This window comes from bacterium, assembly GCA_017744355.1.
Lineage (GTDB): Bacteria > Cyanobacteriota > Sericytochromatia > S15B-MN24 > UBA4093 > JAGIBK01.
In genome coordinates this window covers 660,813-677,794 of the sequence record JAGIBK010000001.1, presented here as the reverse complement: position 1 = coordinate 677,794, position 16,982 = coordinate 660,813, and the positions used below count along the sequence as shown (strand labels likewise).

Annotated in this window: 15 protein-coding genes; 3 read left to right on the top strand and 12 right to left on the bottom strand. The window is 64.0% G+C overall.

Annotated elements, in window-relative coordinates; genetic code table 11:
* Nucleotides 1-11: 11 nt before the first annotated feature.
* The 7 genes from J7643_03265 to J7643_03235 all read right to left on the bottom strand — a co-directional run bounded on the left by J7643_03265 (nucleotide 12) and on the right by J7643_03235 (nucleotide 9,065).
* The gene (locus tag J7643_03265; protein ID MBO9539592.1) at nucleotides 12-875 is read right to left on the bottom strand and encodes a pirin family protein; all 864 of its coding nucleotides are present in this window, start codon (nucleotides 873-875) and stop codon (nucleotides 12-14) included.
* 44 nt (nucleotides 876-919) lie between these two features.
* A complete protein-coding gene (locus J7643_03260; protein MBO9539591.1) occupies nucleotides 920-1,204 on the bottom strand; it encodes an N-acetyltransferase in 285 nt (94 codons plus the stop codon).
* 57 nt (nucleotides 1,205-1,261) lie between these two features.
* Nucleotides 1,262-1,834, bottom strand: coding sequence for an NAD(P)H-dependent oxidoreductase (locus J7643_03255; GenBank protein MBO9539590.1), 573 nt, complete (start codon nucleotides 1,832-1,834; stop codon nucleotides 1,262-1,264).
* 160 nt (nucleotides 1,835-1,994) lie between these two features.
* Nucleotides 1,995-2,876, bottom strand: coding sequence for a pirin family protein (locus J7643_03250; protein MBO9539589.1), 882 nt, complete (start codon nucleotides 2,874-2,876; stop codon nucleotides 1,995-1,997).
* A gap of 820 nt (nucleotides 2,877-3,696) precedes the next feature.
* Complete coding sequence (locus J7643_03245; GenBank protein MBO9539588.1) at nucleotides 3,697-7,152, bottom strand: DNA polymerase III subunit alpha; 3,456 nt, start codon at nucleotides 7,150-7,152, stop codon at nucleotides 3,697-3,699.
* 191 nt (nucleotides 7,153-7,343) lie between these two features.
* Complete coding sequence (locus J7643_03240) at nucleotides 7,344-8,321, bottom strand: cation transporter (GenBank protein MBO9539587.1); 978 nt, start codon at nucleotides 8,319-8,321, stop codon at nucleotides 7,344-7,346.
* Nucleotides 8,322-8,438: 117 nt separating this feature from the next.
* Entirely contained in the window at nucleotides 8,439-9,065 is a 627-nt protein-coding gene (locus J7643_03235) for a flavin reductase (protein ID MBO9539586.1), read from the bottom strand.
* 192 nt (nucleotides 9,066-9,257) lie between these two features.
* On the opposite strand from J7643_03235, the gene J7643_03230 reads away from it, so the two are divergent.
* The 3 genes from J7643_03230 to J7643_03220 all read left to right on the top strand — a co-directional run bounded on the left by J7643_03230 (nucleotide 9,258) and on the right by J7643_03220 (nucleotide 12,478).
* The gene (locus tag J7643_03230; protein MBO9539585.1) at nucleotides 9,258-11,102 is read left to right on the top strand and encodes a tetratricopeptide repeat protein; all 1,845 of its coding nucleotides are present in this window, start codon (nucleotides 9,258-9,260) and stop codon (nucleotides 11,100-11,102) included.
* A gap of 107 nt (nucleotides 11,103-11,209) precedes the next feature.
* Entirely contained in the window at nucleotides 11,210-11,509 is a 300-nt protein-coding gene (rpsT, locus tag J7643_03225; GenBank protein ID MBO9539584.1) for a 30S ribosomal protein S20, read from the top strand.
* Between the two features lie 192 nt (nucleotides 11,510-11,701).
* A complete protein-coding gene (locus tag J7643_03220; GenBank protein MBO9539583.1) occupies nucleotides 11,702-12,478 on the top strand; it encodes a carboxypeptidase regulatory-like domain-containing protein in 777 nt (258 codons plus the stop codon).
* A gap of 83 nt (nucleotides 12,479-12,561) precedes the next feature.
* Here the strand turns inward: J7643_03220 and holA are convergent, their stop codons facing one another.
* The 5 genes from holA to lysA are packed head-to-tail and all read right to left on the bottom strand — an operon-like array spanning nucleotide 12,562 to nucleotide 16,934.
* Nucleotides 12,562-13,554 (bottom strand): DNA polymerase III subunit delta, encoded by a 993-nt coding sequence (gene holA, locus J7643_03215; GenBank protein MBO9539582.1) that lies wholly within the window; start codon nucleotides 13,552-13,554, stop codon nucleotides 12,562-12,564.
* Nucleotides 13,555-13,563: 9 nt separating this feature from the next.
* A complete protein-coding gene (uppS, locus tag J7643_03210; GenBank protein ID MBO9539581.1) occupies nucleotides 13,564-14,322 on the bottom strand; it encodes a di-trans,poly-cis-decaprenylcistransferase in 759 nt (252 codons plus the stop codon).
* 46 nt (nucleotides 14,323-14,368) lie between these two features.
* Complete coding sequence (locus tag J7643_03205; GenBank protein MBO9539580.1) at nucleotides 14,369-14,746, bottom strand: hypothetical protein; 378 nt, start codon at nucleotides 14,744-14,746, stop codon at nucleotides 14,369-14,371.
* Nucleotides 14,746-15,588, bottom strand: a complete 843-nt coding sequence (gene cdaA, locus J7643_03200; GenBank protein ID MBO9539579.1) for a diadenylate cyclase CdaA — start codon at nucleotides 15,586-15,588, stop codon at nucleotides 14,746-14,748. Before cdaA ends, J7643_03205 begins: the two co-directional genes overlap by 1 nt.
* Complete coding sequence (gene lysA, locus J7643_03195) at nucleotides 15,588-16,934, bottom strand: diaminopimelate decarboxylase (protein MBO9539578.1); 1,347 nt, start codon at nucleotides 16,932-16,934, stop codon at nucleotides 15,588-15,590. The genes cdaA and lysA overlap by 1 nt, the downstream gene beginning before the upstream one ends.
* Between the last annotated feature and the right edge of the window lie 48 nt (nucleotides 16,935-16,982).

Genomic DNA, 16,982 nt, shown 5'->3' with positions numbered 1-16,982 from the left:
GCGCCGTCATCCTAGGGCAGCGGGACGAACGCGCGGGCATCGTGCGGCGGCAGAGCGATCCGGCCGGCTTGCCAATCCGCCTTGGCCTGCTCGATACGCTCCTTGCGCGAGGAGACGAAGTTCCACCAGATGTGGCGCGGGCCGACCGGCTCACCTCCGAGCATCATGACGGTGGACGCCTCCTGCGCCGTGATGAGTGGAGCCGCCCCAGGGGCGAAGACCAGCATCTCGCCTGGACGATACGCGTGCCCTGCCACTTCGACGCAGCCCTTGACGACGTAGACGGCGCGCTCGGGGTGATCGCCCGGGACGGCCGCCTTCGCGCCCGCCTGGAGCTGCACATGCATGTAGAAGAGCGGCGAGTGGGTCTTGACCGGCGCCGAGACACCGAAGGCCGTGCCTGCGATGAGGCGGGCCCAGAGGCCGCCTTCTTCGAAGATTGGCAGCTCCTGACTGGGGTGGTGATTGAAGCTGGGATCCGCCTCTTCATGCTCGACGGGGAGCGCCACCCAGGCCTGCAGGAGGTTGAATGCCCCGCCCTTGTCCTTGAAAGGGCCCTCGAAGCGCTCAGAGTGGCTGATGCCTCGGCCTGCGGTCATCCAGTTGACGTCACCAGGCCGTATCACCTGCTCGACGCCGAGGCTGTCGCGATGGGTCATCGTGCCGTCGAGGAGGTAGGTGACGGTCGAGAGGCCGATGTGCGGATGAGGAAGGACATCCAGGGTGTCGGGGATGAAGGCCGGCAGGTCGATCGGCCCGCCGTGATCCAGAAAGGTGAACGGCCCGACCATGCGGCGCTCGCGCGAAGGCAGGAGGCGCCCCACTTCCAAGCCGCCGATATCGGCCTTGCGAGCGGTGATGATGGATTCAAGCATGTGCGTGTCTCGATTCTCTCTTGCTCGACGGCGAGGGTGGCCGCCTACTGGTTGCGGAAGGTCGGTAACAGCAGATCCTGATACTCCGGATGGCGTTCGATATAACCGGCGACTGCCTGGCACATGGGCGTGACCGAAAGCTTCCGTTCCCGGGCCGAATCGAGGGCAAACTTGATGAGCTTGCTTGCGAGCCCACGCCCCTCCAGCTCGACGGGGACCTCGGTGTGCGTGAACACGATGCCGTCGGGGGTGAGGATGTACTCGGCGACGGCGAGGCGATCGCCGATCTGCAGTTCGAAGCGCTTTGCCGCGGGGTTGTCACGGGGCACGGCGTTGGCGAGATGGTCGTCCACGGGGCACGTCCTTCCTGAATGAAGTGGGGATGCTTAGGCTTCGAGGCGGCGACGCCGAGCTTCCGAGGCAAGTGCGGAGCAGAGCTTCTCGACCTGGGTGGCGATATAGGCGGATTTGAGGGCGCCGCTTTCGTCGAAGGCCTCGTGTGCCTTGGAAAGGGTGACCTGCTCGGGCAGCAGCCAGACTCCGAGGGCGGTCATGACCTGGCGGAGGTGAGGCATCATCCGCATCCCGCCCGCCCCGCCGGGCGAGGAGGCCATCAGGCCCGCGACCTTCCCCTCGAAGACATCGTCCTCGCCGCGCGATGCCCAATCGAGCGCGTTCTTGAAGGTGCCGGGGATCGATTGGTTGTACTCGGGCGAGACGATGAGCAGGCCCTCGGCAGCTGCGATTCGCTCCTTGAAGGCGATCGCGCCTGCGGGGAGCCCTTCGGCGTCTTCGAGATCTCCGTCGTAGAGGGGCATGGGCACCTCTCGGAGGTCCAGCAGGTCAACCTCTGCACCAAGCTGCTTCAGGGCTTCAGCCGCGCACTTCGCCAGCTTCTTGCTGTAAGCGCCTTCGCGCAGGCTACCGGCCAGGACCAGGATTCGGGCGGACTTGTTCATCGAGGGACTTCTCTTTCTGACAGGTAAGGCGAGTGCGCAGAGGACTGGAGCGCCACACAGCTGGACTTGAGTTTTTCGAGCAGGGCGAGCCGTTGCACTTGTTCGTCGTTGGTGGCCGGGATGCAGCTCGGAGCAGGCCGATCCATGTTGCTTCTCGCCGTCAAGACGGGATCACGTCGAAGTGACCGGCCTCGTAGTCGCGAAACGCCTGGAGGAGCTGCTCCTGGGTGTTCATGACGAAGGGCCCGTAGCGATAGATACGCTCCTTGAGCGGGACGCCGGCGAGGAGCAGGACGCTCAACGGAGCCGAAGCGCCCTCGGGCACCGAGAGGGTGACCTCATCCCCGGCGCCGAAGAAGAGCGCTTCGCCCTCCTTGCCGGTGGCTTCGTCTGAACCAAAGTGCCCCTCGCCGCCGATCACGTAAGCGAAGGCGTTGTAGGCTGGTGGGACCGGCTGCGTATGCCGCGCGCCCGGCTGAAGGGTGAAGTGCAAGTACATGATAGGGGTGCGCGTTTCGATGACGGCGCTGACGCCGAGGGCCTCGCCTGCGATCACTCGCACGCTCACCGAGCCGTCCTCGCTCGACGCCACGGGGATCCGCTCAGCCGGGAGCTCTTGGTAGCGCGGTGGCATCATCTTGTCCCGAGCCGGCAGGTTCACCCACAGCTGAAGGCCGTGCAGGCGGCCGCCGTAACGCATGAGGGATGCGCTAGGTTGCTCCGAGTGGATGATGCCATGGCCGGCGGTCATCCACTGGACCGCGCCGGGCGTGAGGCGCCCCGCGTGACCGGCGGAGTCCTTGTGCTCGAACTCACCTTCGATGATGTAGGTGACCGTTTCGAAGCCACGATGAGGATGCGGCAGGGTTCCCTTCGCCTCGCCAGGAGCGACCTCGACCGGACCGAAGTGATCGAGCAGCAGGAACGGATCGAACGAATCGATCAGCTGAGTCGGAAACGGACGCCGAATCTCCATGCCATCGCCTTCGATGGTATGGATGCTCGGAACGATCCGAGTGACTGAGCGCTGCGAGGTGGCCATGGCCGTCTCCTTTGCCGAGGGTTGGAGCACGAGAGGTGCCTGCCTGAACACGCTCCCAATATAGTTCTAGTTAGATCTATTGTCAATCGAGCGCATTCTCCCGCCCATTTCGCCCTGCTTGATCGCCCTGGATGAGAGCCAAGAGGGCAGTAGACAGCGATTTTTGGGAGTAGTGAAATTCGCCTGAAATAACAGGGGTTCCCGGGTGGTGTTTGGCTACTGAGAATGTCTACTGCTCAGTCGTATAATATATCTTATGTGGTGTATGGTTGCGCTGGGCTTCGTTATGTTGCTCCAGATCTCAGAAGCGATTCAGTACCATCGAGACCTCGCTGTGTCGTGACGGGATTTACCGAAACGGCCTTATCCGACGCATGAGGCATCGAGTTCAACGAGGATAATTGCTCCTCGCGTGGGGCTGAGTTGTGCGTTATGTAAGACCTGGGACTGATTGCCCACAGGATAGGAATGACGTTTCACTTCTCGGGACTTACCTTCCAATAACAACATTATCCGCCACATTTGAGCGGAGTCCTGCGTTATGTGAATGGAGCTCCTATATTCAGGCACCTCATCTTTGTCCAGCCGGTGAAAACCAAGGGGTTTACCAGTACAACATTATCCGCCTCATTTATTGAAGGAAATGCATTATGTGATTCAGCGAGGCTTTCTTCTGCCTATCATTCTGGACCTAAGCGTAAGGAGTACCTATTTTACCGTAACAACATTATGCGACACATTTGAGTGACCCTAAAAATACCGAACACTCCTCCTGATTTCAGGAGGAGTGCTCGAAGCGATCGCATGAGTGGGGTACCCCTTAGACCAGGGAAAGCTGCGCTTCCGGCTCGAGCCACTCGATTCGGTCCTCGGGCAGCAGATTCCCCAAGGCAGTCTCCAGCTCCGGCGATCGCTGGACCCAGAACGAGTCGCTCGCGACCACCTGCTGGTTGGTGTGGTCGAAGTGGAAGATAACGGGAATCGCTCCCTTCTCTCCCTGGTGGTTGCGCAGGAGCTGGGAAATGAGCACCAGCTGCTGAGGCGTCGCGTACTCGGGCAGGTGTAGGTGCAGCGAGGGCATGGCTCCGAGGTTGAAGACCTGGCTGATGATCACCTGCTGGCGATCGTCCTGGTTGGAGTACTTGCCCTTGATGAGCAACTTGGCGTCGTCGTGGAGTAGGGCCGAGCAAGTCTCGTAGGTCTTGGGGAAGGCCACCACGTCGATCTGGTCCGTGAAGTCCTCCAGCTTGCCCGCGAGCATATAGTCGCCGTTTTTGGTGATCATGCGGCGGGTCTGCATCAGCAAGCCCCCGATGACGATCTGCTTGCCGTCTCCGAGCGACGGCAGCTGGGAGATGGTGTGGCTGGTGTGCCACTCGATCTTGACCGGCACCGTCTGGAGCGGATGGCCCGAGACGTAGAAGCCGATGAGCTCCTTTTCCATGGCGAGCTGCTCTTCGGACTCGAAAGCAGGGACATCAGGCATGGTGGGGTTCTCGAGGGCCACCGCCGCATCCCCCCCGCCACCGAACAGCGAGATCTGGCCGACCGCAGCGTCGCGCTGCTTGCGGCTCGCGCGATCGACTGCGTCGTCGAGTGCTGCGAGGTACTGGGCCCGATGACCACCCAGGGTATCGAGGGCGCCGCAGCGGATGAGGCTTTCGATGCAGCGCTTGTTGACCTGCTTGAGGTCCACCTCGGCGCAGAACTGGTAGAAGTCGGTGAAGCGGTTGCCGGGCAGGCGGCTGCGCGCTTCGACGATGGCGTCGATGGCCCCGAAGCCCACGTTCTTGATGGCGCCCAGGCCGAAGCGGATGCCCTCGTCGGTGGGGGTGAAGTCCGCGCCGCTCGAGTTGACGTCAGGGGGTAGCACCTTGATGCCCATCTTGCGGCAGTCGTTGATGCAGAGGAGGATCTTGTCCTGAGCGCCGAGCAAGCTGCTCATCAGCGCCGCCATGTACTCGGAGGGGTAGTGGGCCTTGAGGTAGGCGGTGTGGTAGGTAACGACGGCGTAGGCGGCCGTGTGGGCGCGGTTGAAGCAGTACTCCGAGAACTTGGTCATCTTGTCGAAGAGATCGTTTGCGATCTCGTCGGAGACGCCGTGAGCCTGGGTGCCCGTGAGGAAGATCTCACGCTGCTTGTCCATTTCCTCCTTCTTCTTCTTGCCCATGGCGCGGCGAAGGAGGTCGGCCTGACCCAGCGAGTAGCCCGCGAGCACCTGCGCGATCTGCATGATCTGCTCCTGGAACACCATGGTGCCGTAGGTGTCCTGGAGGATCGGGATGAGATCCGGGTGGGCGTATTCGATGGGCTTCTTGCCGTGCTTACGGTCCACGTACTCGTCGACGTAGCCGCTCTGCAGCGGGCCCGGTCGGTAGAGCGCGAGAATCGCCGAGATGTCTTCGAAGTTGGTCGGCTGGAGGCGCTTGACCAGCTTGGTCATCCCTTCCGACTCGACCTGGAAGATGCCCACGGTGCCGCCCGCCTGGAGCAGGTCGTAGACCTTGGGGTCGGTGAAGTCCTGGGAGTTGAGGTCGTAGTCGACCCCGTGGCGGGCCTTGATGTTGACCAGGGCCTTCGCGATCATCGTGAGGTTGCGAAGCCCCAGGAAGTCCATCTTGAGCAGGCCCATCATCTCGCAGTACTTGTATTCGTACTGGGTGGCGATGCCTTCCTCGTCGTCCTTGCCGACCCGCTGGAGCGGGACCGTTTCGGTGAGGGGATCGCGCGCGATGATGACGCCCGCCGCGTGCAAGCTCGTGTTACGGACCATCCCCTCGAGCTTCTTGCCGAGCTCGAGGATTTCCGCGACCTTGGGGTCCTTCTGGGACTCGGAGAAGAGCTCCGAACCCTCCTTTGAGGCGTCGTCGAGGCTGATGCCGAGCTCTTCGGGGACCATCTTGGTCAGGCGGTTGGTGTCGTTGAAGTTCAGCTCGAGCACGCGCCCCACGTCCTTGATGGCGGCCTTGGCGCCCAAGGTCCCGAAGGTGACGATCTGGGCGACCTTGTCGCGGCCGTACTTCTGGGCCACGTACTCGATGACCTCGCCGCGGCGCTCGATGCAGAAGTCGATATCCATATCGGGCATGCTGACGCGTTCGGGGTTGAGGAAGCGCTCGAACAGCAGGAAGTACTTGACCGGGTCGATGTTGGTGATCTTGAGGCAGTAGGCGACGAGGCTGCCCGCCGCCGAGCCGCGGCCCGGACCCACCTGGATGCCGCTGGTCTTGGCGAAGTTGATGAAGTCCCAGACGATGAGGAAGTAGGCCGAGAAGCCCATCTGCTGGATGATCTGCAGCTCGAAGCGCAGGCGCTCCTCAAGGTCGGGCGTGATGGTCTCGTAGCGCTCCTTCAGACCGTCCCAGGCGAGCTTGGTCAGGTAGGTGTCCACGTCGTGGCCCTGCGGGACCTCGTAGCGGGGCAGGAGCGATCGCCCGAAGTCCAGTATCAGGTTGCATTTCTGGGCGATCTCGAGGGTGTGGTAGACCGCCTGGGGCATGTCGTGGAAGACCTGGGCCATCTCCTCGGCGGTCTTGAGGTAGAAGTCGGGCCCGTAGTGCATCTTGCGGGTGGGATCCAGGAGGCTCTTGCCGGTCTGAATGCACAGCAGCGCCTCGTGCGATCGCTGGTCGCCCGGGTTGGTGAAGTGGCTGTCGTTGGTGCCCGCGATCTTGATGCCCGTGCGCTCGGAGAGTTCGAGCAGGGCCTTGTTGACCTGCTGCTGCTCGGCAAAGCCGTGGTTCTGGACTTCCAGGTAGAAGTCGTCGCCGAAGGTCTGCTGGTACCAGCGCGCGCTCGCTTCGGCTTCTTCGTAGCGGCCATGCATGATGTGCTGGGGGATCTCGCCGCCCAGGCAGGCGGTTAGCGCGATCAGCCCTTCGGAGTGCTCGGCGATCGCGTCCTTATCGATGCGCGGCTTGTGGTAGAACCCCTCGACGTGGCCAAGGGAGTTGAGCTTGACCAGGTTCTTGTAGCCGGTGCGGTTCTTGGCGAGCAGCACCAGGTGGCCGTAATTCTTGCCGCCAGTGCGGTTCGGGGACTTGTCGAAGCGGGAGCCGGGGGCGACGTAGGCCTCCATGCCGATCAGGGGCTTGATGCCCGCCTCTTTGGCCTTGCGATAGAACTCGATCGCGCCGTACATCACGCCGTGGTCGGTGAGCGCCAGGGCCGGCATCTCGTGCTTCGCCGCGCGCTTGACCAGCTCCCCGATGCGGCTGGCGCCGTCCAGCAGGGAGTATTCGGAGTGAACGTGGCAGTGGACGAACTTCGCAGGCATGCTCGGAATCCTTTCGAACGATTGGTTCTCATTCTAGCACAGCCAAAGGGGTGAATTCCTCGTATTGGCGAGGGTTTTCGGGGCATGAGCCTCCTGTGGCGAACCCGGCTTTCCACTGCTTTTTAAAACATTTGTTCGACCATAAATCAAGAGGGGGATCGCCATCGGCGATCCCCCTCTTGAACGATCGATTACCAGTGAAGCTTCTGGCAGGCTTGGTAGTCGCTGGCCTCCACCTGAATCGTGGCATGCTCGATGCCGAAGCGGTCATGCAGGGCCTGCTTGAGCGCGGCGAGCACCTCCATGCTCCGATGGAGCTCGTCGATGACGATGTGGCAGCTCAGCGAGATCATCCCCGAGGTCACCGTCCAGATATGAAGGTCGTGCGAGGCGCTCACCCCGTCGATACGTTCGATCGTATGGACCACCTCGGCCGGATCGATGTGCATCGGGGTGCTCTGAAGCAGGATGTCCACCGAGCTCGTTACCAGCCCCCAGGCGCTGCGCAGCACCAGGAGCCCCACCAGACCCGAGATGATGGGATCGGCCATGTACCACCCGAAACGCCACATCAGGAAGCCTGCTGCGATCGCACCGACTGAACCAAGCGCGTCCCCGATGACGTGAGCGAGTGCCCCCTTGACGTTGAGGTTCTCCTTGGCGGACTTCATGAGGATCCCCGCCCCGATCAGGTTGACCAGCAAGCCGCCGGTGGCGATCCCCATCATGGGCAGGGCGTTGACGACCGGCGGGTGCGAAACGCGGCCGAACATTTCGAAGAGGATGCCGCCCGCCACCACGATGAGCAGCGCCCCGTTCATCAAGGCGGCGAGGATCTCCAGGCGGTAGTAGCCAAAGGAGCGCTTGGGGGTGGGCGGGCGGCTTGCGAACCACATGGCACCGAAACTCAGGGCAAGGGCCGCCACGTCGGTGAACATGTGGCCGGCGTCCGCAAGCAACGCCAAGCTGTTCGTCATGTAGCCGCCGATCACCTCAACGACCAGATACGTCAATGACAGGAAAAGCACCACCAAGAGGGCCTGCTTCGAGGCCTCGCGGTGATGGTGGTGATCATGGCCGTGGCCATGCCCATGATCGTGCCCGTGCCCTTCGCACGCGCCAGAGGAGTGTGCGATCGGAGGCTGAGAATGGGAGTGCTCGTGGTTCATCATCGGGTGCTCCGTTCTTCGCGCCATGCGAGGGCATGACGGAAGAGGTGTGTCGCGTACAAGTTTTCCTGGCTAAACCTTAACGGCATAAATCAATAACCGAGTTAATTTTTAACCTCAGACGCTAAAGCCTTCAGAAATATCGACCGTCGCCTTGTACTCGCCTTGGCTGATCATCGGTTTGCCGTCTCGAAGCATGCCGCCGTCGAGGATGTCCCCGATGAAGAGGGTGTGGTCCCCGGTGTCGAGCGCCGAGGCCACGCGGCATTCGAGGAAGCCGAGGACCCCGCGAACGATCGGGGCTCCGCTCGAGACGCCTAGATCGTATTCTACCCCGGCAAACTGGTTCGTCCCGGTCTGAGGTGGCGCGGTGAAGCGGTCTTCGAGCTGGCGCTGGCTTTGCTCGAGCAAGTTTAGCGCGAAGAAGCCGCTCGCCTGGATCATGTCGTGAATCGGGTGCTGGCGGCGCACTGCGACGGAAATCCTGGGTGGATGCTGACTTGCCGTCGCGAGGGTCGAGACCACGATCCCCATGACGCGCGCTTCGTGGTGCGCCGTCAGCACCGCGACGGTCGAAATGACGGCGTCCAGGGCCTTGTCGGCCCTGTCGAACCGCGCAGCCTCGCCGACCTCCTGGACTGCGTCGGCGTACTCCAAGACCCCGCCGCGTTGCGCCACCTCGGCCGAAAACTCGCTCTCCTGGGCTTCGAAGGCCTCGCTCTTCGCCTTGCGCCGGTCCGCCATGGCTCCCCTCCTTGCATCAAGCCCTTCCTCGGGCCATCTTAGGCATTGAAAACGCTGCGATACAATGCTTGCAGGTTCCCTCCCATGACGATCAGTAACCACGCTATTATTTAACCCGTAAACTTATTAACCAAGGAACCGATCGACCGGGTATGATGCGGGTGGACCGTTCCAAAGAAGGCACACCGAGCCATGACTCTTGATCCCGCAGCCCTCATCGAAGCCCTCATCCGCGCAGGCACCATCTCCGCTGCCGATCGCGATCGCGCCGCCGAGGCGCTGCGCGCGGGCGAAACGTTGCTTGCCGCACTTTTGCGCGTGAGCTCGCTGCGCTTCTCGGACCTGGTCGCCCTGCACTTCGGCCCGAACGGCCTGCCGGCAAACGCCGAGCGCCCCTTGAACGATCGTATCGGCGCTCGCTTGATCGCAGCCAAGGCGCTGACCCAGTTTCAGCTGAAGCAAGCCCTCATGACCCAGGTGCAGCAGTCCCAACCGCTTGGCCGTATCCTGCTCGAGGGGCACGGGGTTGCGCCCGCGGCCCTCGAAGCGGCGCTCGCCTCCCAGGAACCCCTCAAGCCTCGCCTGCCCGATAGCGACCAGCTCGGCCCGCTCTTGATGCGCTGGGGCATCCTGAGCCCCGAACAGTGGCGTGGCGTGCTCGCCGCGGGCCGCAACCCGGCCGAGACCCTCTTGGCGCAGCATCTCTGCAACCGGGAGCACCTACAGCGGGCGCATCAGTTCATCCAGGAAAAACGAGCCCTCTTGCTGCGCCGCCGCCACCGGCTCGGGGAGGTCCTCGTGTCCACCGGGGCGCTTGATCGCGAAACGCTGACCAAAGCGCTCGCCTGCCAAGTCGACCAGCCCTTCATGCTGGGCGAGTTGCTCGTGATGCAGCGCTATTGCAGCCCCGAGGCGGTCCTCGAAGGCCTGGCCGAGCAGCAGAGGCGTTACGAGGCGGACGCGGAGGCGGTACTGCCGCCCTTGACGCCGGTGCAGCCGCCCGAGGTCCCCACCCCCGAGCCCGAACTCGACGAAGAGGTGCCGAAGCTCGATCGGCGGCGCGTGATCGCGATGGCCCTCGCGGTGACCGTGATCATCGGCGCTGCGGCATGGTACGGCATGCGCTTCGGAAAGGGCGACTACGCTTGGCTCGGCCTGTTCAAGCGTCCGGGCGAAGAGGCACGACAGGCCCAGCGCTCGGCCCCCGGCGACGTCCTCGGCGGTACCGACCGAGGGCCCGAGGACCAGGGCCCCGCCTCGCGTTACGACGACCTGAGCATCCCGAACACTCCGGACGGGCGCCAGGAAAGCACCGCGCAAATGGAGGGCGACGACGGGGTGCGCTACGACCCCTTCGCCCAGGACGGCGCCCCCAACACGCCCAACACCATGGCCCCCATGACCGAGTTACCCCGCGAGAACGGCCGCAGCGAAGGCGCTTTCGGCACCTTGTCGGGCGCTCAGGCGGCACAGGCGCCGGGGGCTTATCCCATGGCCGCTCCCAACGGCCAGCAAGGGGCACGCTACGACATGAACGGCACGAGTGGCGCGACTGCGCCCGGCGAAGCCCCCCCACTGCGCGGAACGGCCACACGGGAGGGCCCTACGGCCCCCACTCAGCAAGGCCTCGCCTCGCAGCCCTCAAGCTACCCCATGCGCGCCGCCGAGCGTGGCGGTGCCTTCACGCCCCCCGCGAACGTCCCGCCGACGCCGGTCGAGGCGAGCGGCAAGAAGATGATCGCACCGGCCGGCGAAGTAGACGAGCGAACCATCAACCGCTCGGGGGCCATCTTCCACTACCGGCTGGGGCAGGCGCACTTCACTCAGGGCAGGGTCGCAGCGGCACGCCAGGAGTTCCTGGCCGCCCTTGCGACCGACCCCGACAACCCCCTGCCGTTCTACTACCTGGGGCGCCTGGAGGAAGGCGCCGGCCGAAAGGCCGAGGCCGTCAAGGCCTACTCCCGTTATCTCGCCCGTCTTCCGAACGGGGAATTCCGGGACGAGGTCTCGGCCCGTATCAAGCAACTAGAAAACTAATACCAAGGAAAGAATGCTTAAAATCCTGACTAAAAGGGCTTTTTTCCCGGGATGGATTCGTGCTAGAATGGCGGTTCAAGTCGGCGCCGTCCCGAAGGAAGGCAAAGATGGCCGACGAGAAGGAGGTGAATATCGTGGCTCAACGAATCAAATCCGGTATCAAGCGTGTGCAGATCGCCGAGCGCAACCGTATGCGCAACGTGGCGATCAAGTCGGCGGTCAAGACGCGTTTCAAGCGCGTTAACGAGGCGATGAACAATGCCGAAGACCAGACCCGCACCTCGGAGCTGCTCAAGGTCGCGATCAGCGCGATCGATCGTGCGGCTCGCAAGGGGATCATCCACCCCAACACCGCTGCTCGTCGCAAGTCGCGGTTGGTCAAGGCTTTCAACGCCAAGACCGTCTAAATTCCGCTCAAAAGTTTCGACGAACTGAAAAGAACCTGCGCCCTCTCAGGCAGGTTCTTTTTTATTGGCAATTTTCAGAAGGTTTAATCTGACCTTAGAACAACTTTCAGCTTTCTTTTACCGGTTCGGGCGCCGCATCCCCGATAAAGCTCTTAACAGACGTGTTAGGAAACCGTCACCAAGGAGGAAGGGATGAAGTACAATCACATCGCACTGGCGCTGCTGGTCGCCGTCAGCCTCACGGGCTGCGGGATGCCCACCACTGGCGCTCCCGGCCGCTCCATCACCGCAAGCTCGCCGACCGCCGACATCTCTCGCGCCGAGTCCGTCCAGCTCCAGTCTCTCAACGACACCGGCGACCTCGACGAGCTCGATGACGAAGCCCTCCAGGAACTCGACGCCGAAGAAGCGGGCGAAGTCCAGGGCAGCGGCTTCTTCTCGCGCGGCTCGAGTAAGATCGGCTACGTTCGTTCGAGCGAGGACGGCAAGTTCTACCTGCAGGTCAAGCAGGGTATCTGGAAGAAGAAGGACGTCAGCATCCCCCTCGCCACCGCGACGGATACCGTCGCCCTCAAGCTCTCGAAGGCCCTGAACGTCAAGGTCCTGGTCCGCGGCTCGACCGCGAGCGGCACCATGACCGTCAAAAAGGCGTACCGCGTGCCCGACCTCTCGGTTGTCATTGACCTGCTGCGCACCGGTACCGTCAGCGGCAAGCTCTACAACGCCAAGACCCTGGTTGCGCTCGAGGACGCGGCCGTCACCCTCCGCTCGGTCAACACCGGCATGATCTACCGCGCCAGCACCTCGTCGAGCGGCAAGTACCGCGTGGGCCGTCTGATGGCCGGCGACTACACCGTCGAAGCGACTCTGGGCGGCTTCAGCAAGGGCGTGCTCGCCAAGGTCACCGTCGCCAAGCGCAAGACCACCTCGGCGAACCTCCCCCTCAACCCCATCGAAGCGGCTTTCTAAGCCCTCATCCCTTCCTTCCGCACCAAGGGCGGCCTGAACTTCAGGCCGCCCTTGGTGTTTGGTGATGAAAGAAACAGAAAGGCTCAGAGGCGCGAGAGCTGGACGAGGAGCTTCTCCAGGTGCAGGGTCTCCATGCCGCGGCCACCGGTCGTCTTGAGGGCCACATCGGCTTCGAGCAAGAGCGCGAGCGCGCGGCGCAGCTGCGACGAGGACCAGGACCGGCACTGCTCAAGGTCCTTCTTGATCTTGAAGCTGGACTTGGCACCGAGCGCCTGGGCGATCGCATCCGCCCCCATGCCCCGTTCGGCCAATAGCTTGGTCTGGAGCCAGCCGCGCATCATGGTCGCCATGGTGGCGAGCAGCTTGAGGGCGGCCTCCGTGACGAGCAGCTTTCGAAGGCGCGCGATCGCTTCGACCGGCTTGCGCTCGGCGATCGCCTGGAGCACGGCGAACACGTCGGTCTCGCCGGGCGGCGAGAGCAGCTGGACCATCTCCAGGGTGAGCGGGGTGCCGTCCGCGTAGGCGGCAAGCTTGGAGAGTTCGTTGCGCAGGCGCCAGCGATCGCTGCCGAGCGCCGAGACCAGGGCCTGGGCCACGTCGTTCCCGAGCTTGATCCCGTCGGTGCGGGCCTCGTTCATCAGCCACTCGATGGCAGGACGGTCGTCCCAGCTCTTGCCGAGGGAGAACTCGCGGACCTCGGCCTTGGCGAGCAGCGCCTTGGTCTGCGTCAGGCGCTTGTCGATCCCGCGCGGGACCGAGAAGACCAGGTGACAGGCGGGAGGTAGGCCCTTCTCGAGGAGGTCGCCGAGGGCATCGACCTCGTCATCGCCCGCGAACTTGCCCGCCGAGAAGTAGGGACAGTCCCGCACGATGACCAGGCGTCCCCCGGGCCCGAAGGGCATGGTCCCTGCCGCCGCCACGGCCTGGCTCGGGGCGGTGAGGGGTCCGTCGAGCAGGTTGAGGTTGAGCGACGCGAAGCCCGGATCGACGATCCGGGCGATGAGGGCCTCTTCGGCGGCCTTGAGGGCGTAAGTGTCGTCCCCCCAGAAGAGGAGAATCGGGCTAGGCGCCGCCACGGCCAGCGCCTAGGGGCGCGCCCCGAAGCGGCGATCGCGGCCCTGGAAGTCCAAGAGGGCCAGGCGGAAGTCGCCGCGGCGGAAGTCGGGCCAGAGGGTCTCGGTGATGTAGATCTCGGTATAGGCGAGCTGCCAGAGCAGGTAGTTGCTGATCCGCTGCTCGCCGCTGGTGCGGATGAGGAGGTCGGGATCGGGCTGGCCCGCCGTGTAGAAGAAGCTCGACAGGCGCGTCTCGTCCAGGGAATCGGCGTCGATCTGGCCGGCTTTGGCCGCGCGCGAGACCGCCTTGACCACCTCGAGGATCTCGCGGCGGCCGCCGTAGTTCATGGCGATGTTCAGCGTCAGCTTGGCGTTGGAGCCGGTCCGGGACTCGGCTTGCTGGATCGAGGCGCGGATCTTGGGGTTCAGCTCGTCGATCTCGCCGATGAAGCGCATCCGCACGCCGTGCTCGTCGAGGCCCTCGACCTCCTTGAGCAGGGACTCTTCGAACAGGGCCCAGAGGTAGCCGACCTCGTCCGACGAGCGGTTCCAGTTCTCGGTCGAGAAGGCATAGACCGTCAGATAGCCGATCCCCAGGTCGAGGCAGGCCTTGACCAGCTCGCGCAGCGTCTCGACGCCCGCCTTGTGGCCGTGCTTGCCAGGCAAGAGACGGTTGAGGGCCCAGCGCCGATTCCCGTCCATGATCACGGCGACGTGCTGCGGGAGGCGCTTGGGGTCAATCCCCTCCCACGCGTTCGCGGGGTCGATCTTGCTTGTTTTGGATGACATCGTATTTACGTCCTCTTGGGGAACCATGCGGCTTGTTGTGGCTTGTCTAGTGCGGCTGGACGATCCGGACCTCGGGAGGGCTCAGCTCCCAGCTGATGCCGGGCGGGCCCGAGATGTTGAGGGGGACGTGCGTCGCGCGTCCCAGCCCACGATGCTTGAGGTCGACGAAGACCTCGAGGTCCTCGTCGCTCAGCTTGTAAATGGCGGTCTTGGGGCCTACCACCGTGACCTCGGCCACGGCGGGATCCGTGCGCAGGTGCAGGGCCTCCGGGGCGTTCTTGACCTTGACGTCAACGGTCATCTTTCGCTTGTCGCTGTCGATCCGGGGGATGAGCCCGACGAACAGCCACAGCGTGACCGCCATCAGGAAGGCGATCACCTGCAACCCGCGGTTGCTTTCCTCTTTGGCCCAGAGCGAAATCATCAGCTAGACTTCCGGAAGAGCGGCAGCGAAAGGTTCATGGTGCCCGAGCGGGGGGCCTGGTACAGGTTGGAGAGCATCCCGCGCAGGTCGTCCTCGGTCAGGTGGCGCTGGAGCTGGCCCATCTGGGCGACGGAGATAACCCCCGTCTCCTCGGAGACGACCACGGCAAAGGCGTCCGTCGTCTCGGAGAGGCCCAAGGCCGCCCGGTGGCGGGTGCCGATGGGGCGCTTCTGGGCGCGGCGGAAGTTCTCGGAAAGGGGCAGCAAGGCACCTGCCGCGACGATGCGATCGCCGCGGACGATGACCGCGCCGTCGTGCAAAGGCGAGTTCGGGAAGAAGATCGAGGTCAACAGGTCGGCCGAGACCAAGCCCTGGATCGCGGTCCCCGTTTCGATGAACTCGTTGAGGCCCGTCTGACGCTCGAGGATGATGAGGGCACCGATCTTGCGGGCGCTCAGCATCCGGACGGCCATGACGACCTCGTCGACCACGCGGCTGGTATCGGCCGAGCCTTTCCCGAACAGCTCGGAACGGAAGAGCTCACCCTGGCCAAGCAGCGACAGGGCGCGGCGCATCTCGGGCTGGAACACCACCGGGATCGCGACGATGATCATGGTCGCCGCACTCTGGACGAGCCAGGTGATGGTGTTGAGCTGGAGGGCCCGGCTGAGCAGGTAGGCGACCAGGAGCAGCAGGACGCCACGCAGCAACTGGACCGCGCGGGTGCCCTTGATGAGCAGGAAGAGGCGGTACAGGACCACGCTGACGAGCAGGATGTCGAGGAGGTCTTGCCAGCGGAGGTTGGTGGCGAACTGCTGGAGGATCGCGAGCCAGTAGGCCATCAGCGGCTGCCTCCGAGCCGCAGGGGCAGGCGATCGCGTGCCACCAGGTCCGCGAGGGTCTCGCGCTCGGCGATCACGTCGGCGCGGCCGTCACTGACCAGCACCATGGCGGGCCGGCCGAGACGGTTGTAGTTGGAGGCCATCGAGTAGCAGTAGGCGCCGGTGCCCCAGAGCACGACGAGCTCGCCTGCGGCCATCTTGGGCAGCTTGAGGTCGGTGATGAGGACATCCCCCGACTCGCAGCACTTGCCGGCGAGGGTGACCGTCTCGTAGCATTCGCCCGTCTGGACCGGGTCCGCCGCGTAGCGAGCGCCGTAGGTGATGGGGCGGGGGTTGTCCGGCATGCCGCCGTCCACCGACAGGTAGGTGCGCACCCCGGGGATGTCCTTGCGGGTGCCCACGGTGTAGACCGTCACGCCGGCGGTGCCGACGATGGAGCGGCCTGGCTCGACCATGAGCTTGGGCAGCTTGAGGCCGCGCGCAGCACAGCCCGTCTGGACCCGCTCGGCGATCGCGGCGATCACGTCGGCGATGGCGGGGGGATCGTCCTCGCCGGTATAGGCGATGCCCAGGCCGCCGCCCACGTCCAGCTCCGCGACGCTCAGGCCGTAGGTCTGCTCGATGCGGCTGGACCAATCGAGCAGAACGTCCACGTTAAGCAAGAAGGGCTCGATGTCGAAGATCTGCGACCCGATGTGGGCCTGGAGGCCCATGAACTGAAGGTGCGGATTGGCGACCACGTGCCGCAGGGCCTCGTCGAGCTGGTGCGGCAGGTCAAAGCCGAACTTGGTGTCCACGTGCCCCGTGCGCACGTACTCGTGGGTGTGGGCCTCCACACCCGGCGTGATGCGCAAGAGCAGCTGCGGGGTGACGCCCAGCTTCTTGGCGATCGCGCTGAGCTGGTGCAGCTCGTCGAGGTTGTCGACCATGAAGCGCCCGATCCCCTCTTCGAGGGCGAGGCGGATCTCTTCGGGGCTCTTGTTGTTGCCCTGGAAGTGAATGCGCTCGGGCGGGATCCCCGCCTTGAGGGCCGTGAAGAGCTCGCCGCCGGAGACCACCTCGGTGGCGAGGCCCTCGTCGTGCAAGAGGCGATTGATCGCCATGTTGCAGAGGGCCTTGCTCGCGAAGAGCACTTCGGATGGCCCGGGGTAGTGGGCCTTGAGGGCGTCGAGGTAGGTGCGCGCCGCGGTACGCAACGTGTCCTCGTCCATCACGTAGAGGGGAGTCCCGTAGGTGCGCGCCAGCTCGGCGAGGTCGCACCCCCCGAGCTCCCAGCGGCCGTGCGAGTTGACGTGCGCGGTCACGGGACGGATACGCTGATTGCAGGCCTGCTCGGCTAGGGGCATGGACCGTCCTTGTACGGGTGCAAAGTGAATGGGGCTCGGCCATTATAT

Excerpts from the sequence above, each read along its gene's own strand:
- J7643_03230 (MBO9539585.1), top strand. The coding sequence starts at position 9,258 with ATGACTCTTGATCCCGCAGCCCTCATCGAAGCCCTCATCCGCGCAGGC.
- J7643_03205 (MBO9539580.1), bottom strand. The coding sequence starts at position 14,746 with ATGATTTCGCTCTGGGCCAAAGAGGAAAGCAACCGCGGGTTGCAGGTG.
- J7643_03240 (MBO9539587.1), bottom strand. The coding sequence starts at position 8,321 with ATGAACCACGAGCACTCCCATTCTCAGCCTCCGATCGCACACTCCTCT.
- J7643_03250 (MBO9539589.1), bottom strand. The coding sequence starts at position 2,876 with ATGGCCACCTCGCAGCGCTCAGTCACTCGGATCGTTCCGAGCATCCAT.
- J7643_03265 (MBO9539592.1), bottom strand. The coding sequence starts at position 875 with ATGCTTGAATCCATCATCACCGCTCGCAAGGCCGATATCGGCGGCTTG.
- uppS (MBO9539581.1), bottom strand. The coding sequence starts at position 14,322 with ATGTCATCCAAAACAAGCAAGATCGACCCCGCGAACGCGTGGGAGGGG.
- J7643_03255 (MBO9539590.1), bottom strand. The coding sequence starts at position 1,834 with ATGAACAAGTCCGCCCGAATCCTGGTCCTGGCCGGTAGCCTGCGCGAA.
- cdaA (MBO9539579.1), bottom strand. The coding sequence starts at position 15,588 with ATGGCCTACTGGCTCGCGATCCTCCAGCAGTTCGCCACCAACCTCCGC.
- J7643_03245 (MBO9539588.1), bottom strand. The coding sequence starts at position 7,152 with ATGCCTGCGAAGTTCGTCCACTGCCACGTTCACTCCGAATACTCCCTG.
- rpsT (MBO9539584.1), top strand. The coding sequence starts at position 11,210 with ATGGCCGACGAGAAGGAGGTGAATATCGTGGCTCAACGAATCAAATCC.
- J7643_03235 (MBO9539586.1), bottom strand. The coding sequence starts at position 9,065 with ATGGCGGACCGGCGCAAGGCGAAGAGCGAGGCCTTCGAAGCCCAGGAG.
- lysA (MBO9539578.1), bottom strand. The coding sequence starts at position 16,934 with ATGCCCCTAGCCGAGCAGGCCTGCAATCAGCGTATCCGTCCCGTGACC.
- J7643_03220 (MBO9539583.1), top strand. The coding sequence starts at position 11,702 with ATGAAGTACAATCACATCGCACTGGCGCTGCTGGTCGCCGTCAGCCTC.